The organism is Mesorhizobium sp. INR15 (genome assembly GCF_015500075.1).
Taxonomy (GTDB): domain Bacteria; phylum Pseudomonadota; class Alphaproteobacteria; order Rhizobiales; family Rhizobiaceae; genus Mesorhizobium.
This window is the reverse complement of the sequence record NZ_CP045496.1, coordinates 3,562,887-3,579,471: the sequence shown is the minus strand read 5'-3', so window position 1 is coordinate 3,579,471 and position 16,585 is coordinate 3,562,887. Positions and strand designations below refer to the sequence as shown.

The 16,585-nt window shown below is 63.1% G+C and carries 15 protein-coding genes and 1 other RNA gene; 1 reads left to right on the top strand and 15 read right to left on the bottom strand.

The genetic code is table 11. The features are described 5' to 3' along the window. Positions 1 to 135 precede the first annotated feature (135 nt). From murB to mraZ, 12 genes are read right to left on the bottom strand one after another with little or no spacing between them, the layout of a single operon-like run. A complete protein-coding gene (murB, locus tag GA829_RS17460; protein WP_195173956.1) occupies positions 136 to 1,101 on the bottom strand; it encodes a UDP-N-acetylmuramate dehydrogenase in 966 nt (321 codons plus the stop codon). Then, complete coding sequence (gene murC, locus GA829_RS17455; RefSeq protein ID WP_195173955.1) at positions 1,098 to 2,498, bottom strand: UDP-N-acetylmuramate--L-alanine ligase; 1,401 nt, start codon at positions 2,496 to 2,498, stop codon at positions 1,098 to 1,100. The genes murB and murC overlap by 4 nt, the downstream gene beginning before the upstream one ends. Then, complete coding sequence (gene murG / locus GA829_RS17450; RefSeq protein ID WP_195173954.1) at positions 2,495 to 3,622, bottom strand: undecaprenyldiphospho-muramoylpentapeptide beta-N-acetylglucosaminyltransferase; 1,128 nt, start codon at positions 3,620 to 3,622, stop codon at positions 2,495 to 2,497. Before murG ends, murC begins: the two co-directional genes overlap by 4 nt. Positions 3,623 to 3,628: 6 nt before the next feature. Then, positions 3,629 to 4,780 carry a putative lipid II flippase FtsW gene (gene ftsW, locus GA829_RS17445; RefSeq protein ID WP_195173953.1) on the bottom strand — a complete coding sequence of 384 codons (1,152 nt, stop codon included), beginning with the start codon at positions 4,778 to 4,780 and terminating at the stop codon, positions 3,629 to 3,631. Next, on the bottom strand, positions 4,780 to 6,180 hold the full coding sequence (gene murD, locus GA829_RS17440; protein ID WP_195173952.1) for a UDP-N-acetylmuramoyl-L-alanine--D-glutamate ligase: 1,401 nt from the start codon (positions 6,178 to 6,180) through the stop codon (positions 4,780 to 4,782). Before murD ends, ftsW begins: the two co-directional genes overlap by 1 nt. An 8-nt stretch (positions 6,181 to 6,188) precedes the next feature. Then, positions 6,189 to 7,271: a phospho-N-acetylmuramoyl-pentapeptide-transferase gene (gene mraY / locus GA829_RS17435; RefSeq protein ID WP_195173951.1), complete on the bottom strand. Its 1,083-nt coding sequence runs from the start codon at positions 7,269 to 7,271 to the stop codon at positions 6,189 to 6,191. Between the two features lie 18 nt (positions 7,272 to 7,289). Then, positions 7,290 to 8,723, bottom strand: coding sequence for a UDP-N-acetylmuramoylalanyl-D-glutamyl-2,6-diaminopimelate--D-alanyl-D-alanine ligase (locus tag GA829_RS17430; RefSeq protein ID WP_195173950.1), 1,434 nt, complete (start codon positions 8,721 to 8,723; stop codon positions 7,290 to 7,292). Continuing rightward, positions 8,720 to 10,174 (bottom strand): UDP-N-acetylmuramoyl-L-alanyl-D-glutamate--2,6-diaminopimelate ligase, encoded by a 1,455-nt coding sequence (locus tag GA829_RS17425; RefSeq protein WP_195173949.1) that lies wholly within the window; start codon positions 10,172 to 10,174, stop codon positions 8,720 to 8,722. Before GA829_RS17425 ends, GA829_RS17430 begins: the two co-directional genes overlap by 4 nt. A gap of 55 nt (positions 10,175 to 10,229) precedes the next feature. Continuing rightward, positions 10,230 to 11,957 carry a peptidoglycan D,D-transpeptidase FtsI family protein gene (locus GA829_RS17420; RefSeq protein ID WP_195173948.1) on the bottom strand — a complete coding sequence of 576 codons (1,728 nt, stop codon included), beginning with the start codon at positions 11,955 to 11,957 and terminating at the stop codon, positions 10,230 to 10,232. After that, a complete protein-coding gene (ftsL, locus tag GA829_RS17415) occupies positions 11,954 to 12,352 on the bottom strand; it encodes a cell division protein FtsL (protein WP_195173947.1) in 399 nt (132 codons plus the stop codon). The genes GA829_RS17420 and ftsL overlap by 4 nt, the downstream gene beginning before the upstream one ends. Positions 12,353 to 12,356: 4 nt before the next feature. Continuing rightward, positions 12,357 to 13,385 (bottom strand): 16S rRNA (cytosine(1402)-N(4))-methyltransferase RsmH, encoded by a 1,029-nt coding sequence (gene rsmH / locus GA829_RS17410; RefSeq protein ID WP_195173946.1) that lies wholly within the window; start codon positions 13,383 to 13,385, stop codon positions 12,357 to 12,359. Continuing rightward, entirely contained in the window at positions 13,382 to 13,855 is a 474-nt protein-coding gene (gene mraZ, locus GA829_RS17405) for a division/cell wall cluster transcriptional repressor MraZ (RefSeq protein ID WP_195173945.1), read from the bottom strand. Before mraZ ends, rsmH begins: the two co-directional genes overlap by 4 nt. Before the next feature lie 409 nt (positions 13,856 to 14,264). On the opposite strand from mraZ, the gene GA829_RS17400 reads away from it, so the two are divergent. Then, entirely contained in the window at positions 14,265 to 15,380 is a 1,116-nt protein-coding gene (locus tag GA829_RS17400; RefSeq protein WP_195173944.1) for a cystathionine gamma-lyase, read from the top strand. Here GA829_RS17400 and GA829_RS17395 read toward each other — a convergent pair whose 3' ends face one another. The 3 genes from GA829_RS17395 to rnpB all read right to left on the bottom strand — a co-directional run bounded on the left by GA829_RS17395 (position 15,381) and on the right by rnpB (position 16,521). Further along, complete coding sequence (locus tag GA829_RS17395) at positions 15,381 to 15,674, bottom strand: type II toxin-antitoxin system RelE/ParE family toxin (RefSeq protein ID WP_195173943.1); 294 nt, start codon at positions 15,672 to 15,674, stop codon at positions 15,381 to 15,383. Beyond that, positions 15,671 to 15,955, bottom strand: a complete 285-nt coding sequence (locus GA829_RS17390) for a type II toxin-antitoxin system ParD family antitoxin (protein ID WP_195173942.1) — start codon at positions 15,953 to 15,955, stop codon at positions 15,671 to 15,673. Before GA829_RS17390 ends, GA829_RS17395 begins: the two co-directional genes overlap by 4 nt. Before the next feature lie 168 nt (positions 15,956 to 16,123). Beyond that, positions 16,124 to 16,521, bottom strand: an RNA gene (rnpB, locus tag GA829_RS17385) — RNase P RNA component class A. Between the last annotated feature and the right edge of the window lie 64 nt (positions 16,522 to 16,585).

The following is a 16,585-nucleotide window of genomic DNA, read 5'->3' as shown; positions in this document are numbered from 1 at the left end:
AAGTGCTTACGATTCCGAGAGATTCACTTTCCGAGAAAATGGATGAGAAAACCGTGTCATTGAGTCTTTGGAGCAACGGTCGCGCGCAATTCGGGACCGATTGAAGTTCATGCATTACATGAACTTCAGAGAGAGCTAAAGAAGTTGCCCGAGAAACTCCTGCACCGCGTGGTCCGGCCGGAAATTGCCGATGCGCTTGATCTCCCATTGCAGACGAATGCCTGAGTTTTCGAGAACCCGCGTGCGCACCGTCTCGCCGAGATATTCCAGGTCGTAGCCGGTCGCGGTGCCGGTGTTGATCATGAAGTTGCAATGCATCGGCGACATCTGCGCGCCGCCGATCATCAGGCCACGGCAACCCGCCTTGTCGATCTCCTTCCAGGCTGACGTGCCCTCCGGATTCTTGAAGGTCGAGCCACCGGTCTTCTCGCGGATCGGCTGCACGGTCTCGCGGTGATTTTGAACCGCATCCATGGCAGCCTTGATCGCCGCCTTGTCCTCGGCAAAGCCCTCGAACACAGCCGAGGTAAAGATCAGCCCAACCGGCGCGGCGGAATGGCGATAGGCGTAGCCCATCTCGGCATTGCTCAGCGCTAAGATATTGCCCTTGCGGTCGAGCGCGCGAACCTCGACGACACGCTCGCGTGTCTCCACGCCATTGGCGCCGGCATTCATCCGCAGCGCGCCACCAATGGCGCCCGGAATGCCGTGATAGAAATGGAAGCCCCCAATGCCCGCCTCATAGGCGGCAGCCGCGACACGCTTGTCTGGGGTCGCTGCCCCCGCCCTGATCGTGGTCGCTGACAGAACCTCAGCCTCGCCAAATCCCTTGGCAGAAAGTCGGATGACAAAACCCGGAATGCCGCCATCCCTGACAAGCAGGTTCGAGCCGACGCCAACGATGGTGAGCGGGATTTCTTCGGGAACCGCTTTCAGGAAAGCTGCCAGGTCTTCCTCGTCGGCCGGCTGGAACAGCGCCTCGGCCAGTCCGCCGGCACGGAACCAGGTGATCTTGTCCATCTCGGCATTCGGCGTGATGCGGCCGCGCAGGCCGGCAAGCCGGTCGCCAAGTCTGTCGATCAGTTCCTGGCCGCGCATCATGAGACGGCGAGCTCCTTGGGCAGCGCATAGGCCCATTGGGTGATGTTGCCAGCGCCGAGGAAGACGACGAAGTCGCCTGGCTTGGCGATGTCGCGGATGATTGGCGCGATATCAGCCGGCCCTTCGATGTAGCGGGCGTCGCGATGGCCGCCGGCGCGGATGCGCGACACCAGCTCGTCGGAGGTCACGCCCTCGATCGCCTCCTCGCCAGCGGTGTAGACCGGCGCCACCATCACCGTATCGGCATCGTTGAAACAGGCGGAGAACTCGCTGAAGAGATCGTGCAGCCGGGTGAAGCGGTGCGGCTGGGCAATGGCGATGACGCGGCCTTGAGTGGCGCTGCGCGCCGCCTTGAGCACCGCCGTGATTTCGACCGGATGGTGACCATAGTCGTCGAAAACCTCGACGCCGTTCCAGGAGCCGGTATGAGTGAAGCGGCGCTTGACGCCGGCGAAGGACGACAGGCCCTTCTTGATCGCCTCGGCCGACAGTCCAAGCTCATGCGCGACCGCGATCGCGGCGGTGGCGTTCGAGACATTGTGGCGGCCGGGCATCGGCAGACGCAGGTCGGTAATCGTCGTCTGGCCACGCGTCTTGCGGTCGCGGATGACGACGTCGAATTCCGAGGTCGCGCCCGCCATGCGGTGATTGGTGAAGCGCACATCGGCCTGCGCGTTTTCGCCGTAGGTGATGACGCGGCGGTCCTCGATGCGGCTGACCAGCGCCTGCACTTCGGGATGATCGGTGCACATCACGCCGAAGCCGTAAAAGGGCACATTCTCGACGAACTGGCGGAACGCCTCGCGCACCTTGTCGAAACTGCCATAGTGGTCGAGATGCTCGGGATCGATGTTGGTCACCACGGCAATTTCAGCTGGCAGCTTGAGGAAAGTGCCGTCGCTTTCGTCGGCCTCGACCACCATCCATTCGCCGTCGCCCATGCGGGCATTGGTGCCATAGGCATTGATGATGCCGCCATTGATGACAGTCGGATCGAGCCCGCCGGCGTCAAGCAAGGTCGCCACCATCGAGGTCGTTGTCGTCTTGCCATGCGTGCCGCCGATCGCCACCGCCTGGCGGAAACGCATCAGTTCGGCCAGCATCTCGGCGCGGCGCACGATCGGCAGCAGCTTTTCGCGCGCGGCCTTCAGCTCCGGATTGGATTTCTTGATCGCCGTCGAGACGACAATCACCTCGGCATCGCCGAGATTCTCGGCCTTGTGACCGACAAAGCATTCGATGCCCTTGTCACGCAGCCGCTGCACATTGGCGCTGTCGGCCTGGTCGGACCCCTGCACCTTGTAGCCGAGATTGTGCAGCACCTCGGCAATGCCGCTCATGCCGATACCGCCAATGCCGATGAAATGCACAAGGCCGATCGTTTGCGGCATCTTCATGCGTGCGTTTCCTTCCTGAATTCCGAAACGGTCTTTTTCGCCGCAATAGCCTCTGTCAGGTCGGCAAGCAACCGCGCGGCGTTGGGCTTGCCGGCGGACTTCGCTCCCGCTGCCATCGCCACCAGCCGCTCCGGATCGTCCATGAGCCCGCCGATCAAGGCTGCTATACGTTCGGGCGAAAGCGAGGACTGCTCATGCACCTCGCCACCGCCGGCCGCCGCGAGCGCGGCCGCATTGGCCGCCTGGTCGTGGTCCAACGCATGCGGATAAGGCACCAGCAGCGCCGGGCGTCCGATGACGGCAATCTCGGAAACGGTGGAGGCGCCGGAGCGCGACATCACCAGATGCGCCGCCGCCAAGCGTGCCGCCATGTCGGTAAAGAACGGCGAAACCTGTACGGCGACGCCAAGTTCGGCATAGGCAGCCTTCACCCGCGCGACATCGTCGGCACGGGCCTGCTGCGTGATATCAAGCCGCTTGCGCTGCGCGTCCGACAGCAGCGCGATCGCCGCCGGCACGGCATCGGAGAAGAATTGCGCGCCCTGGCTGCCGCCGAAAACCAGCAGGCGAAACGTCTGTTCACCGCTTGAAGGGGTATAGGGCGTCTTGGCCGCCTCCAGCACCTGCGGTCTGACCGGATTGCCCGTCGTCACCGTCTTGGCGCCGGCCGCACTCGTGTCTTCCGGCAGAAAGCCGCCGGCGATTGCATCAACGCGCCCGGCCAGCGCCCGGTTGGCGCGTCCCATCACCGCGTTCTGCTCGTGGACCAGCGTCGGCACCTTGCGCCGCGTCGCCGCGTAAAGCGGCGGCAAGGTCGGGTAGCCGCCGAAGCCGACAACGGCATCGGGTTTGATCCTTCTGATGATGACGGATGCCTGGCGCACCCCGCTCCAGATTTTCCAGAAGGCGGCGAGCACGGCAATCGGGTTTTTCGAACCCAGTGTCGCCGACTGGATCGGATGGACGGCAGCAGCCGGGAAATGGCCGGCAAATCGCTCGGCCCGGTCGTCGGTGGCGAGATGCACCTTCCAGCCGCGCTCGATCAGTTCATGCGCCAGAGCCTCGGCTGGGAACAGATGCCCGCCGGTTCCGCCAGCCGCGAGAAGGATGACCCCCTTGGACATCCAGCCTCATTCCGCCGGCATGGCGCGTTGCGACAGGGCAAAGCCCATCTGCTTGCGCTTTTCCGGCCGCTTGCGCGTCAGCGCCAGCACCATGCCCATCGAGATGGCAATGGCGATCTGCGAAGAGCCGCCATAGGAGATAAAGGGCAGCGTCATGCCCTTGGCCGGCACCAGCTGCAGGTTGACGCACATGTTGATGACGGACTGCAGGCCGAACACGGTGACAAGGCCGCCGACCGCATAACGGGTGAAATCGTCCTGTTCCTTCAGCGCCGAGTTGAGGCCGCGCAGCACGATGAAGGCGAAGATCGACATGATGAAGAAGCACATGATCAGCCCGAACTCTTCGCCGGCGACCGAGAAGACGAAGTCGGCGTGGCTGTCCGGGATGACCCGCTTGACCGTGCCTTCGCCGGGCCCGACGCCGAACCAGCCGCCATTGATCAGCGCCTCGCGGCCCATGTCGACCTGGAACGTGTCACCCTCGCCGGTGAGGAACTTGTCGATGCGCAGGGCAACGTGCGGAAACACGGAATAAGCGGCGAACACGCCGCCGACGCCGGCGCCGCCAAGCGCCATGATCCACAGCCATGGCAGGCCCGCCATGAAGAACATCACACCCCAGGTGCCGGTGATCAGCATGGTCTGGCCGAGATCCGGCTGCGCCACCAGCAGCGAGACGACCAGCGCAAGCAGCATCATGGCAAACAGGTTGCCGGGAATGTCTGGCTGGCGCTTGTGCTCGGCGAACAGCCAGGCGCACATGATGACGAAGGCGGGCTTGAGGAACTCGGACGGCTGGATCGAAAGGCCGGCAAGCGACACCCAGCGCCGCGCGCCCTTCACCTCGACGCCGATGTAGAGCACCGCCACCATCAGCACCAGCATGATGCACAGCATGACCAGCGCCATGCGCCGGATCTGCCGGGATTCAAGGAAGGAAACGGCCAGCATCACGCCAAGTGCTGGCACGGTGAAAATGATCTGCCTTGTGGCGAAGTGGAAACTGTCGAGGCCGATGCGCTCGGCCACAGCAGGGCTCGCCGCGAAGGACAGGATGATGCCAAGTCCCATCAGCGACAGGAACGCCGCCAGGAACCAGCGATCGATCGTCCACCACCAGGTTGCTACCGGGCTTGTGTCGAGACGGCTCTGCATTATCGTGCCCCTCCGATGGGTTTCACACCCTCGATAGCATTCGCAGCTTGCCTGAAGGCTTCGCCGCGAACTTCGAAATTCTTGAACTGGTCAAAGCTGGCGCAGGCCGGCGACAGCAGCACCACCACCTCGCCGCTGTCATCCTTGGCGGCATCGCGCGCCGCATGCTCGACCGCGGCAGCCAGCGTGCCCGATATCTCGTAAGGCACCGCCTCGCCCAGCGTCGCCGAGAAGGCCGGTGCTGCCTCGCCGATCAGGTAGGCCCTGGCGATGCGCGGGAAGAAGCCGCGCAGCGGCTCGATGCCGCCTTCCTTGGGCAGGCCGCCGGCGATCCAGTAAATACGCGGAAAGCTCGACAATGCGGGTGCCGCCGCATCGGCATTGGTTGCCTTGGAATCGTTGACGAACAGCACATGGTCCTTGCGGCCAACCTGTTCCATGCGATGCGCCAGGCCAGGGAAGCTTTCCAGCCCGGACTGAATCTCGCCGAGGTCGAGCCCGACCTTAAGACAGGCGGCGACAGCCGCTAGCGCGTTCTGCGCATTGTGCTGACCGCGCAGCGAACCGATGCCTTCGAGAAAGGCAACGCGGCTGTAGCGGCCGTGCACGGCTTCCATCAGATCGCTGCCGTCGGCGAAATAGCCATCGGTCAGCGGCAAGCGCTTGGAAATGCGGATGACGTGCCGCCCTGCCCGCTCCAGGCGGTCGGCGATCTGCGCGCACCAGGAATCGTCGATGCCGACGATCGCCGTCTCGCTGCCGGCCACCAGCCGTTCCTTGATCGCGGCGTAGTGCTGCATGGTGCCGTGACGGTCGAGATGGTCTGGTGTCAGGTTGAGCAGGATGCCGGCGGTTGGATTGATCGAAGGCGCCAGATCGATCTGGTAGGACGAGCATTCCAAGACATAGTGCCGGTCGGGCGTCGGTGGATCGAGGGTCATCACCGCGCGGCCGATATTGCCGCCCATCTGCGTGTCGCGCCCGGCTGCCTTCAGGATATGCGCGGTCAGCGCGGTTGTCGTCGACTTGCCGTTGGTGCCGGTGATGGCGATGAACGGGGCTGTCGGCGCGCGCAGGATGCGTTCGCGGCAGAACAGCTCGATGTCGCCGATCACCTCGACACCGGCGCCGCGCGCCAGTTCCACTGTCCAGTGGGGCTTTGGATGCGTCAGCGGCACGCCGGGCGACAGCACGAAACCGGAGAATTTCGACCACTCAGCGCCGCGCAGGTCGCCAGTCTCGATGCCGACGGCGGCTGCCTTGGCGACGCTGTCGGGATTGTCATCCCAGGCCAGAACCTCCGCGCCACCCTCGATCAGCGCGCGCGCCGTCGCGATCCCCGAGCCACCAAGCCCGAAGAGCGAAACGCGCTTGCCTGAAAAGGATGAAGCGGGGATCAAGGGATTTCCTATCTCAGTTTCAGGGTGGAGAGGCCGACCAGCGCCAGGATCACGGCGATGATCCAGAAGCGGATCACAACCTGGCTTTCGGTCCAGCCGAGCTTTTCGAAATGATGGTGGATCGGCGCCATCAGGAACACGCGCTTGCCGGTCATCTTGAAATAGCCGACCTGGATGATCACCGACAGGATTTCGACCACGAACAGGCCGCCGACAATGACCAGCACGATCTCGTGCTTGGTGGCGACCGCGACTGTACCGATCAGGCCGCCCATCGCCAGCGAGCCGGTGTCGCCCATGAAGATCGCCGCCGGCGGTGCGTTGAACCAGAGGAAACCGAGGCCGGCGCCAATCACAGAGCCGAGCACGACCGCCAGTTCACCGGTGCCGGGCACGAAATGGATCTGCAGGTATTCGGCGAAGACCGCGTTGCCGGAGAGATAGGCGATAACGCCGAAGGAGGCCGCCGCGATCATGATCGGCACGATCGCCAGCCCATCGAGCCCGTCGGTCAGGTTCACCGCATTGCCCGCGCCAACGATGACGAAGCACGAGAAAGGAATGAAGAACCAGCCAAGATTGACGATGAATTCCTTGGCGAAGGGAAATGTCAGCGATGACGAGAACGGCGCCTGGCCGTTATGCATGATCACCCAGGCGGCGATACCGGCGATGACGAATTCGAGCGCCAGCCGCGCCTTTCCGGAAAACCCGAGATGCGACTGCTTCGTCACCTTGAGATAGTCGTCATAGAAGCCGATCGAGCCGAAACCGAGCGTCACCAGGAGAACCACCCAGACATAGATGCTGGAAAGGTTCGCCCACAGCAGCGACGAACCGATGATGCCGGACAGGATCATCAGCCCGCCCATGGTTGGCGTGCCGGCTTTCTTGAAATGCGTCTGCGGCCCGTCGGCGCGGATCGGCTGGCCCTTGCCCTGCCGCAGCCTGAGCGAATTGATGATCGCCGGCCCGAAGATGAAGACGATCAGCGCCGAAGTGATCAGCGCGCCGCCGGTGCGGAAGGTGATGTAGCGAAAGACGTTGAAGACAGAGACCTTGTCCGCAAAATCGACGAGCAATGTGAACATGCGCTTCCGTCCCCCGGACTATGCCTGTTTGTTGGTTGCCGATTCCGCCGGAAACTTGCCCAGCAGCGCGTCGACCAATTTAGAAAACCCAATGCCTTTCGACGATTTGACCATCACCACATCGCCCGGCCTCAGCGCGGCGAACAACACCGGCTTCAAATCCTCGGCGCCGCCGCGGTACTCCGTCGTGATCTCATCTGGCAATATCTCAGCCAGCGCTCGCATTTCCGGACCACCGAGAAAGACCGTGCGCGTCTCGGTGCCGACGATCAGTTCGGCAAGTGCCGCATGCAATTTGGCTGAATGCTCGCCGAGTTCCAGCATGTCGCCAAGCACGGCGATGCGTCGGCCCTCGCCCGATACCGGCGTCGCATTGAGCAGCGCCATGGCAGCCTCCATCGAGGCCGGATTGGCGTTGTAGCTTTCATCGATCAGCGTGATCGGCCCTTTAGGATGGCGCAGCACATGGCGCTTGCCGCGTCCGCGCTCCGCCGAGAGATCGGCCAGCGCCAGCGCCACCTTGTCGAGATCTGCACCAACGAGATGCGCCGCGCCCAGCACAGCCAGTATATTCTGCACCATATGGCGGCCCGGCGCGCCAACCCTGGCCGAGATGTCGTGCCCGCCGATCTTGACCGTGATGTCGGAATGGTCGGCGTGGAGTTCACATTTGGTCAGCTTGAAGGTCGAACGCGCGTTCTCGCCGAAACCGAAGACATGCTCGACACCGGCGGCATGCGCCATCTTGTCGAGAAGCTTCCAGCGCGTGTCGTCGCGGTTGAGGATGGCGGCGCCATCCGGTTCGATGCCTTCGAAAATCTCGGCCTTGGCCTTGGCGATTTCATCGAGGTTCTTGAAAAAACCGAGATGGGCGGCAGCGATCATGGTGATGATGGCAACCTGGGGCCGCACCATCTTGACCAGCGGCCGGATTTCATCGGGATGGTTCATGCCGATCTCGAACACGGCATAGTCGCAATCGACGGGCATCCGCGCCAGGGTCAGCGGCACGCCCCAGTGGTTGTTGAACGACTGCGCCGACGCATGCACCTTGCCGACCGCCGACAGCACATGGCGCAGTGCTTCCTTGGTGGTGGTCTTGCCGGCGGATCCGGTCACCGCGATGATCTTGGCCTCGGAACGGGCGCGCGATGCGACGCCGAGCTTTTCCAGCGCGACCAGCACGTCCTCGACAACAATCATAGGCGCCGTCAGCCGTCCCAGCGACGGCAGCTTGCCCTCGGCCACCACCAGCACGCCAGCGCCGGCCTTGATGGCTGACGTCGCGAAATCATGGCCATCCATCGCCTCGCCCTTGATGGCGAAGAACGCATCACCCGGCTGCAGGCTGCGGCTGTCGATCGAAATGCCCGATATACCGTCCGGCAGCGTGCCGATCGGCCGACCATCCATGGCCGCGACCAGCGCCTCGGAGGTCCAGAGATGGGTCATGCGGCACGCTCCCTGAGCGCCGCGCGAACTTCCTCATGATCGGAGAAATGCAAGGTCTCGGCGCCGATCGTCTGGCCTTCCTCATGCCCCTTGCCGGCCACGATCAGCGTGTCTCCGGCATGCAGCATGGCAACTGCCTCATGGATCGCCTGGCGCCGGTCGCCGATCTCGATGGCGCCGGGCGCGGCGGCCAGGATGGCGGCGCGGATCGTCTCCGGCACTTCCGAGCGCGGATTGTCATCGGTGACGATGACGACATCGGCAAGCCGCGTCGCGATCTCGCCCATGATCGGCCGTTTGCCGCGGTCGCGGTCGCCGCCACAGCCGAACACGACAACGACGCGGCCCGTGGTGAAGGGGCGCACCGAAGCCAGCACGTTTTCCAGTGCATCCGGCTTGTGGGCATAGTCGACATAGACCGGCGCGCCATTGGCAGTGGTGCCGACGAGATCGAGCCGGCCCGGCGCACCCTTCAGTTTTTCAAGTGCCATCAAGGCTTTGGCGACAGGCGTTCCGGTGGAGATGGCAAGCCCGGCCGACACAAGCGCATTCGATATCTGGAAATCGCCGGCCAGCGGCAGGTCGATCTCGTAGAGCACGCCATCGGCCTCGACCTCGGCGCGCTGGCGATGGCGCGCGTGCTCGACACGCTTCAGCTTGAGGAAATGGCCTTGGCGGCCAACCGTGAGCACGGCGAGCCCCGCCGCTTGCGCTGCCCGAACCGTCGGCGCCGACCAAGGATCATCGGCGAAGATGACAGCCGGTGCGCCCTTCGGCAGCAGCGTATCGAACAGGCGCAGCTTGGCGCGGTGATAATCCTCGATCGTCGGATGGTAGTCCATGTGGTCGCGGCCGAGATTGGTAAAGCCGCCGGCCGCGAGTTTCACACCATCGAGACGGCGCTGGTCGAGCCCGTGGCTGGAAGCTTCCATCGAGGCATGCGTGACGCCGGCATCCGCCAATTCCTTCAGCAACTGGTGCAAGGCGACCGGATCGGGCGTGGTCAACGAGCCGTAGTCATTGCGGCCAGGCGCCACCACGCCGGTGGTGCCGATCGAAGCAGCGGCATAGCCAGCCTGCTCCCAGATCTGCCTTGTAAACGCCGCGACCGATGTCTTGCCGCTGGTTCCGGTCACCGCCACCATGGTTTGCGGCTGCTTGCCGAAGTAGCTTGCGGCACTGAGCGCTAGCGCAAGCCGCGGGTCATCGACAGCCAGCACCGGAACAGGCAGCCCGGAAAGCGCACTGCCCTTGCCCGCCACGATTGCCGCCGCCCCACGCCTTGCGGCATCCGCCGCGTAGGTCGCGCCATCCGCCTTGGTGCCGGCGAGCGCGAAAAAGACGACGCCGGGTTCTACCTGGCGGGAATCCGACGAAATCCCGGTAACCTCCGTATCGACGGAAGTTGTTCCTTCGACAGGTAGGATACCGGCTAAATCTCTGAGCTTCATCGAGTTCCGTTCACCTGCAATAAAATGGCGCGCTGTCGCCGGCGCGCCCCAAGAATCACTGAGAGGAAACCAGCGTTGCACCATTTTCATGGCTGAAATCTGGCTTCACGCCAAGCATGGCCGCCGAACGACGAATGATATTGCCAGCCATAACCCCGGCATTGTTGGCCGCGACGTCGGTCATCCCTGGCTTTTCCGGGTGCGGCGCATCGGCGATCGTAAACACCAGGTATTGCGGATCGTCCATCGGAAAGGCGGCGACGAAGGTGTTGAAATTCAAGTCCTTGGAGTAGCGGCCGTTGATGACCTTCTCGGCGGTTCCGGTCTTGCCGCCAACGCGGTAGCCGGGGACCCTGGCGTTTCTGGCCGAGCCCTTCTCGGCATTGAGCGTATAGAGGTATCGCATGCCCTCGACCGTCTTGTCGGCGACAACTTTCTTGGCCGCCGCCATCGCATCCTCCTGGCTGCGCACCAGGAATGTCGGCGCCATCAGGAAGCCCCCATTGACCAGCGCCGCGCAGCCGACAGCCGCCTGCAGCGGTGTCGTCGACACGCCGTGGCCGAAGGCGATCGTGAACGAATTGACCTGTTTCCAGACCCTCGGCTCGGTCGGGCGGGCGACTTCCGGCAGTTCGGTCTGCATCTTGTCCAGAATGCCCAGGCGATGCAGGAATTCGCGGTGTCCCTCGATGCCGACCAGTTCGGCCTCCCTGGCCGATCCGATGTTTGACGAATAGAGGAACACTTCCGGCAGGGACAGCACACGGTTCTTGCCGTGGAAATCATGGATGGCCTGATGGCCGACCTTGATTGGATGCGAAGCATCGAAGCGGCTGTTCATCGTTGCCTTGCCGGAATCGAGCGCCATGGCCGAGGTGAAGCTCTTGAAGGTCGAGCCCATCTCATAAAGGCCAGCCGACATCCGGTTCAGCCGGTCCTTTTCCTGCGCATTGTAAGGGTTGTTCGGATCGAAATCCGGCACCGATGCCATGGCGACGACTTCGCCGGTCTTGACGTTCAGCACGACGGCGCCAGTGCCCGTGGCGCGATAGCGCTCCAGGCCGGCGGCGATCTCGTCGCGCACAATATGCTGGACGCGCAGATCGATCGACAGCTTCACCGGCTTCAGATCCTTGGCAATCGCCAGGCCGGATGCCTGCAGGTCGCTCAAGCCCTGCTCATCGACATATTTCTCCATGCCGGAGATGCCCTGGTTGTCGATATTGGTAAGCCCGACAATGTAGGACGAAGTCTCGCCGCTCGGGTAGAAGCGGCGCTTTTCTGTGCGGAAGCCAAAGCCCGGAATGCCGAGCTGCATGATGTCGGACTGCTGCTTGGGCGTCAGCTGGCGCTGCAGCCAGACGAAACCGGCGCCGCTCTTGAGCTTGTGATAGGTCTGCTCGTAGTCGATCTCGGGCAGCACACTCGACAGTTTTTCGATCGCCTCATCCGCATCGACGATGCGGCGCGGCTCCGCAAACAGTGATGCCGTCTTGATGTCGGTCGCCAGCACTTCACCGTTGCGGTCGACGATGTCGGGCCGCGATGCCGTCACCCGGCTCTGCGGTCCGCCCGACATGTCGGGGCTCTGGAAGCCGAGATAGACCAGCCGCCCGGAAATGGTCGAGAAGATGCCGAAAAACACCGCCATCGTCATCACGATGCGTGTCTTGCCCCTGCCACCGGTCGCCTTGCGGGCGCCATCGAGCACGATCGAGCCGTCTTCCCCGGTCCTGACGCGGCGCTTCAGCAGCCCTGTCATTTTTGGAAATTTGCCGATCATTGGGCGATGCCTCCGGTCACCACGGGATCCTTGCCGTCCGAGGGCGCATTGTCGGAATTGTCGGCGGTCATGCCGCCGCGACGTCCAGACAGGATATCCTGGATGTCCAGGGCCTTGGCCGGCAGGTCGCCGAGCCCGACGATCTGGCGTGCGCTGACCGGCTCGAGTTCGAGTTGCGACTTGTAGAGTTCAGCCAGCTTCTGCAGGCGCGACGGCTGGGTGAGCAGGCTCCAGTCGGCCTTGAGGAGGTCGATCGTGTCTTCCTCGTAACGGATCTGTGCATGGATTTTCTGCACCGACGCCAATTGCTCCTCGGCTTCGCGCTTGGTCTTGTAGGTCAAGGCCGCTGCCGCAACCATGACGGCGATCAGAACGATGTCGCTGGTACGAAACACGTGCTTACCTCTCCCCCGGCCGGTCGACACCGGGAAGCTTTGGAAGGCCGAAAATCGAAAAATCGCTGTTGCGCGCCGGCGCCTCGGTGCGGATCGCAGCACGCAGCCGCGCTGAACGGGCGCGTGGATTGGCTGCAGTTTCCGCATCGCCGGGCGTCACGCCGCCACCGGCCTTGCGGAAGGTCGCCGTGCGCGACTGGGCTTCGGGCAAATGGCGCGAGCCGGTCACGGCATCGGCACGGTCCGAGATGAAGCGCTTGACGATGCGGTCTTCCAGCGAATGAAACGTCACCACGACAAGCCGGCCACCCGGCTTCAGCACGCGTTCGGCCGCGAGCAGCGCCTTAGCCAGCTCGCCAAGCTCGTCATTGACGAAGATGCGCAGTGCCTGGAAGACGCGGGTTGCCGGATGGATCTTGTCTTTCGGCGCCCGGCCGACATGCGTTTCGATGGCGTCGGCGAGTTCCAGCGTGCGCTCGAACGGCCGTTTTTCACGGCGGCTCTCGATCATGCGGGCGATGCGGCCGGCATGGCGCTCCTCGCCGAGAAAGCCGAAAATGCGGGCGAGGTCGCCCGGCTTGAAGCTGTTGACGACATCGGCGGCGCTCATGCCGGCCTGCGCCATGCGCATGTCGAGAGGCCCGTCGGCGCGGAACGAAAAGCCGCGTTGCGCCTGGTCGATCTGCATGGAGGACACACCAATGTCGAGCACGACGCCATCGACGCTTTCGGCATGTTCATCCAGCGTCGAGAACGGCGCCTGCACCAGCCTCAGCTTGCCGTCAGATTGCTGTTCGAGCGCCCGCCCGGCAGCGATCGCATCCGGATCGCGATCGATCGCCACAACCGAAGCCCCTGCCGCCAGAATAGCCCTGGTATAGCCGCCGGCGCCGAACGTGCCGTCGATGATGACGTCGCCCTCCGCCGGCCCCAGCGCTTCCAGCACTTCGCCAAGGAGGACCGGAATGTGGCGGGCCAAGTTACCAACGGGGCCGCCAACGGCGTGAAGGTCATCGCCGTCGCCCACCGTCATTCCGGTCGCTCCCCAGCGTTGGTCCCCTGAGCCTTCGTCCCTTGCCGAAGTTGCAAAAGCCGGGCCCGCGCCTGCGCCCCATAGGCAGCAAGCCGTCCCGGCTCCCAGATCTGAAAGAAGTTGCCGCGCCCGACAAAGGCCACTTCCGCCGAAATGCCCGTGTGTTCGCGAATGAAATCGCTCATCGTGATGCGGCCGTCCTGGTCGAGTTTTAGAAACGTGCCGTCGCCGTGGCAGAAGAACGACATGTCGTCCGCCGTCTGCAGGAACGGATCTTCCTGTGCGATGCGCTGCTCGTACCGGTCGAGCAGGTCCAGCCCGCCGACATCCATCGCCGGCAGGTCCAGACAGCGCAGTGCGTAGAGTTCCGAATAGCCGCGCTTCTGCACAACGGCACGGAAATGCGCAGGCACGGAAACCCGTCCCTTCGCATCGATCCTGCTCACCGTATTTGAGAGAAACCGGTCCATCAAACATCACAGCCGCTTGCGCCGCCGCACCCCTCTTCATCTCACCGCCCGCGCTGCCACGATGCGTGCCCTGCCCCGTATCAGCCCCATCCGCAAAGGTAAAAACCGGCAAACGCACAGCCGCCGCGGCTGCCCGATTGGCGTACGCTTTACCCTGACGCGGGACGAAGGCTTGAATATTGAAACGGGATATCATGGGGCACTATGGGCGTCAACGGGAATAGGCTTCACAAACACGCGCACCAAGGCCAATGAGAAGAGCTTTGACGGCACGTCTCGTTTTTATGATCCATTAAGCCTAACGAACCGTTTAGAGCCGTCTGGCCCAACCGGACGCGCCTTGCCGCCGGCCGTTGTCGGGCATAGCGTCTCGCCGCATCCCGACGGCCACCAACAGGATTGGAAATCGATGTCTGAAACAGCAAAGTCTCGCGCTGCGGCACTGCCTCACCTGCGTCGCAGCACGCTTGCCAAAGGCGATTCCATTCCGCTGCCCCTGACCATGGCCGCCATTTTTCATGCCCCCGGCGACGCCGCCGGATTCAACCAGTATGGCCGCTTCAGCAATCCGACATGGGACGCGGTTGAGCACATGCTGGCCCACCTGGAAGATGCGCCTTGCGTTGCATTTCCGTCGGGAATGGCAGCGATCTCGGCGGCGTTCTTTGCCGTGCTCAAGGCCGGCGACCACATCCTTTTGCCTTCGGACGGCTATCACACCACCAGGGCGCTGGTTGAACGCTTCCTCAAGCCGCTTGGCGTTACCTACGATGTGAGGCCGACATCGACCTTCCTCGATGGGGGCTTCGAAGGCTATCGCCTCGCCTTCGTCGAAACCCCCGCCAATCCTGGATTGGACATCTGCGACATCGCCGCTGTCGCCGCGGCCGTTCACAAGGCCGGCGCGATCCTTGTCGTTGACAACACGACAATGACACCCTTCGGCCAGCGACCACTCGATCATGGCGCCGACATCGTCGTCGCGGCCGACACCAAGGCGCCCAACGGCCACTCCGATGTGCTGTTTGGCCATGTCGCCAGCCGCAATGCGGAAATCATCGCCGCCGTAACCGGCTGGCGCGAGGTCTCCGGCAGCATTCCCGGTCCGTTCGAGGCCTGGCTGGTGCATCGCGGCCTGGAAACCCTGGACGTCCGCTTCGACCGCATGTGCTCTTCCGCGGAAGTGATCGCGCGGCGCCTGCAAGGTCACCGGGCGATCAGCAACCTGCGTTTCCCCGGCCTGGAAGGCGACCCGTCGCACAATCTCGCCCGCGCCCAGATGGAGCGCTTCGGCTTTCTCATCTCATTCGAGCTGGCCTCGGAGGACAAGGCCGAGGATTTCATCAACAATTGCGAATTGATGCAGGCCGCCACGTCCTTCGGTGGCGTACACACATCCGCCGAGCGAAGGCTAAAGCGCGGCGACGCGGTTCCGGCGGGCTTTGTGCGCCTTTCGGTCGGCTGCGAACCGGTTGAAGAACTTTGGAAGGCCATCGAGACGTCGCTGACAAAGCTCAGTGGATAATCAGGGGCTCAGGTCATCGGCCTCGATGTTGCGCTTGCCATGCAGCACCCGGATGATTTCGATCGCATCGTCGCCGACACGATACAAGGTGAGATATTCACCCATGATCAGGTGACGGATTCCGGGCGCGATGTCGTTGCGCGGCGCGCCGGAGGATGGATGCAGGGTGAGCAAATTCCATCGCTGTTCCAAGGCATCCACGAGACGAACCGCTGCATTGGGGTTCTGGCCGGCAATGTAGTCGCCGATGTCTTCGAGATCGATCAGGGCCTGAGGAAGCAGGCGGTATTTCACTCCTGGACGCCTTTGGCTTCAGCCATTTTCAGATATTTCGCGCGCAACCGATCCATGATTGGCTGCCCTTCCAACGCATGCCCGCTATCGATCCCCTCCTGCACCAGTTTCCGCAACTCCTCCACCGTATACCCATGCAGGTCGCGTCGGTCTTTCCATTGCCTGAGCGCGTCGCGGATCACCTCGCTGGCCGAGGCATATTCGCCGGCGGCAACCACACCGTCGACCGCCGCCGCCAATTCCGGCGACAGCGTGATGCTGCGTTTATCGACCTGTCCCATGGTGCCTCCTGATAGGATCGTCGAGGCATGGTACGATTTAATCGCACCAATTTCAACAAAGGCGACCTGGACGTAGCAGCGGCAAACGGCGAAATCCTTGAATCAACAAGTGCGCCCGAAAGCGCTACCTGCTGATCACAAGGGATATCTTCTCGATATCGCGAAGAAACTGCCAGCTGGCCTGTAAGCCGGGTTCTGTATGGCCCTCGCCCCTTGCGGCGCGAGAACGTGGCGGCCATTCATCTTGGGCGCATGTTGCCATGCGCCTCACGCAACCTACCCGGACGGTGAGCCGGAAACAGCCCTCGAGGGTTTCCCCTCGCACCGCCCCTATTCGGTTTTGCTCCCGGTGGGGTTTACCGTGCCGCTCCTGTTGCCAGTCGCGCGGTGGGCTCTTACCCCACCCTTTCACCCTTACCACGAAGATCGTGGCGGTTTGCTTTCTGTGGCACTTTCCCTGGGGTCGCCCCCGCCGGCCATTAACCGGCACCGTATTTCCATGGAGCCCGGACTTTCCTCACCCGCGGCCTTTCGGCGATTGCTGGTGCGGCCGCCCGGCCAGCTGGCAGGGCGTATAAAGGGGTTCACGCCACAAAACGCAAACGAAAAAGCCGGCCACAATAGCCGGCT

What these genes read in the sequence shown, in the direction of transcription:
- mraZ (WP_195173945.1), bottom strand. Translation starts at nt 13,855, where the DNA reads ATGGACCGGTTTCTCTCAAATACGGTGAGCAGGATCGATGCGAAGGGA.
- murG (WP_195173954.1), bottom strand. Translation starts at nt 3,622, where the DNA reads ATGTCCAAGGGGGTCATCCTTCTCGCGGCTGGCGGAACCGGCGGGCAT.
- GA829_RS17420 (WP_195173948.1), bottom strand. Translation starts at nt 11,957, where the DNA reads ATGATCGGCAAATTTCCAAAAATGACAGGGCTGCTGAAGCGCCGCGTC.
- ftsW (WP_195173953.1), bottom strand. Translation starts at nt 4,780, where the DNA reads ATGCAGAGCCGTCTCGACACAAGCCCGGTAGCAACCTGGTGGTGGACG.
- rsmH (WP_195173946.1), bottom strand. Translation starts at nt 13,385, where the DNA reads ATGACGGTGGGCGACGGCGATGACCTTCACGCCGTTGGCGGCCCCGTT.
- murB (WP_195173956.1), bottom strand. Translation starts at nt 1,101, where the DNA reads ATGATGCGCGGCCAGGAACTGATCGACAGACTTGGCGACCGGCTTGCC.
- GA829_RS17425 (WP_195173949.1), bottom strand. Translation starts at nt 10,174, where the DNA reads ATGAAGCTCAGAGATTTAGCCGGTATCCTACCTGTCGAAGGAACAACT.
- GA829_RS17400 (WP_195173944.1), top strand. Translation starts at nt 14,265, where the DNA reads ATGTCTGAAACAGCAAAGTCTCGCGCTGCGGCACTGCCTCACCTGCGT.
- GA829_RS17390 (WP_195173942.1), bottom strand. Translation starts at nt 15,955, where the DNA reads ATGGGACAGGTCGATAAACGCAGCATCACGCTGTCGCCGGAATTGGCG.
- murC (WP_195173955.1), bottom strand. Translation starts at nt 2,498, where the DNA reads ATGAAGATGCCGCAAACGATCGGCCTTGTGCATTTCATCGGCATTGGC.
- GA829_RS17430 (WP_195173950.1), bottom strand. Translation starts at nt 8,723, where the DNA reads ATGACCCATCTCTGGACCTCCGAGGCGCTGGTCGCGGCCATGGATGGT.
- mraY (WP_195173951.1), bottom strand. Translation starts at nt 7,271, where the DNA reads ATGTTCACATTGCTCGTCGATTTTGCGGACAAGGTCTCTGTCTTCAAC.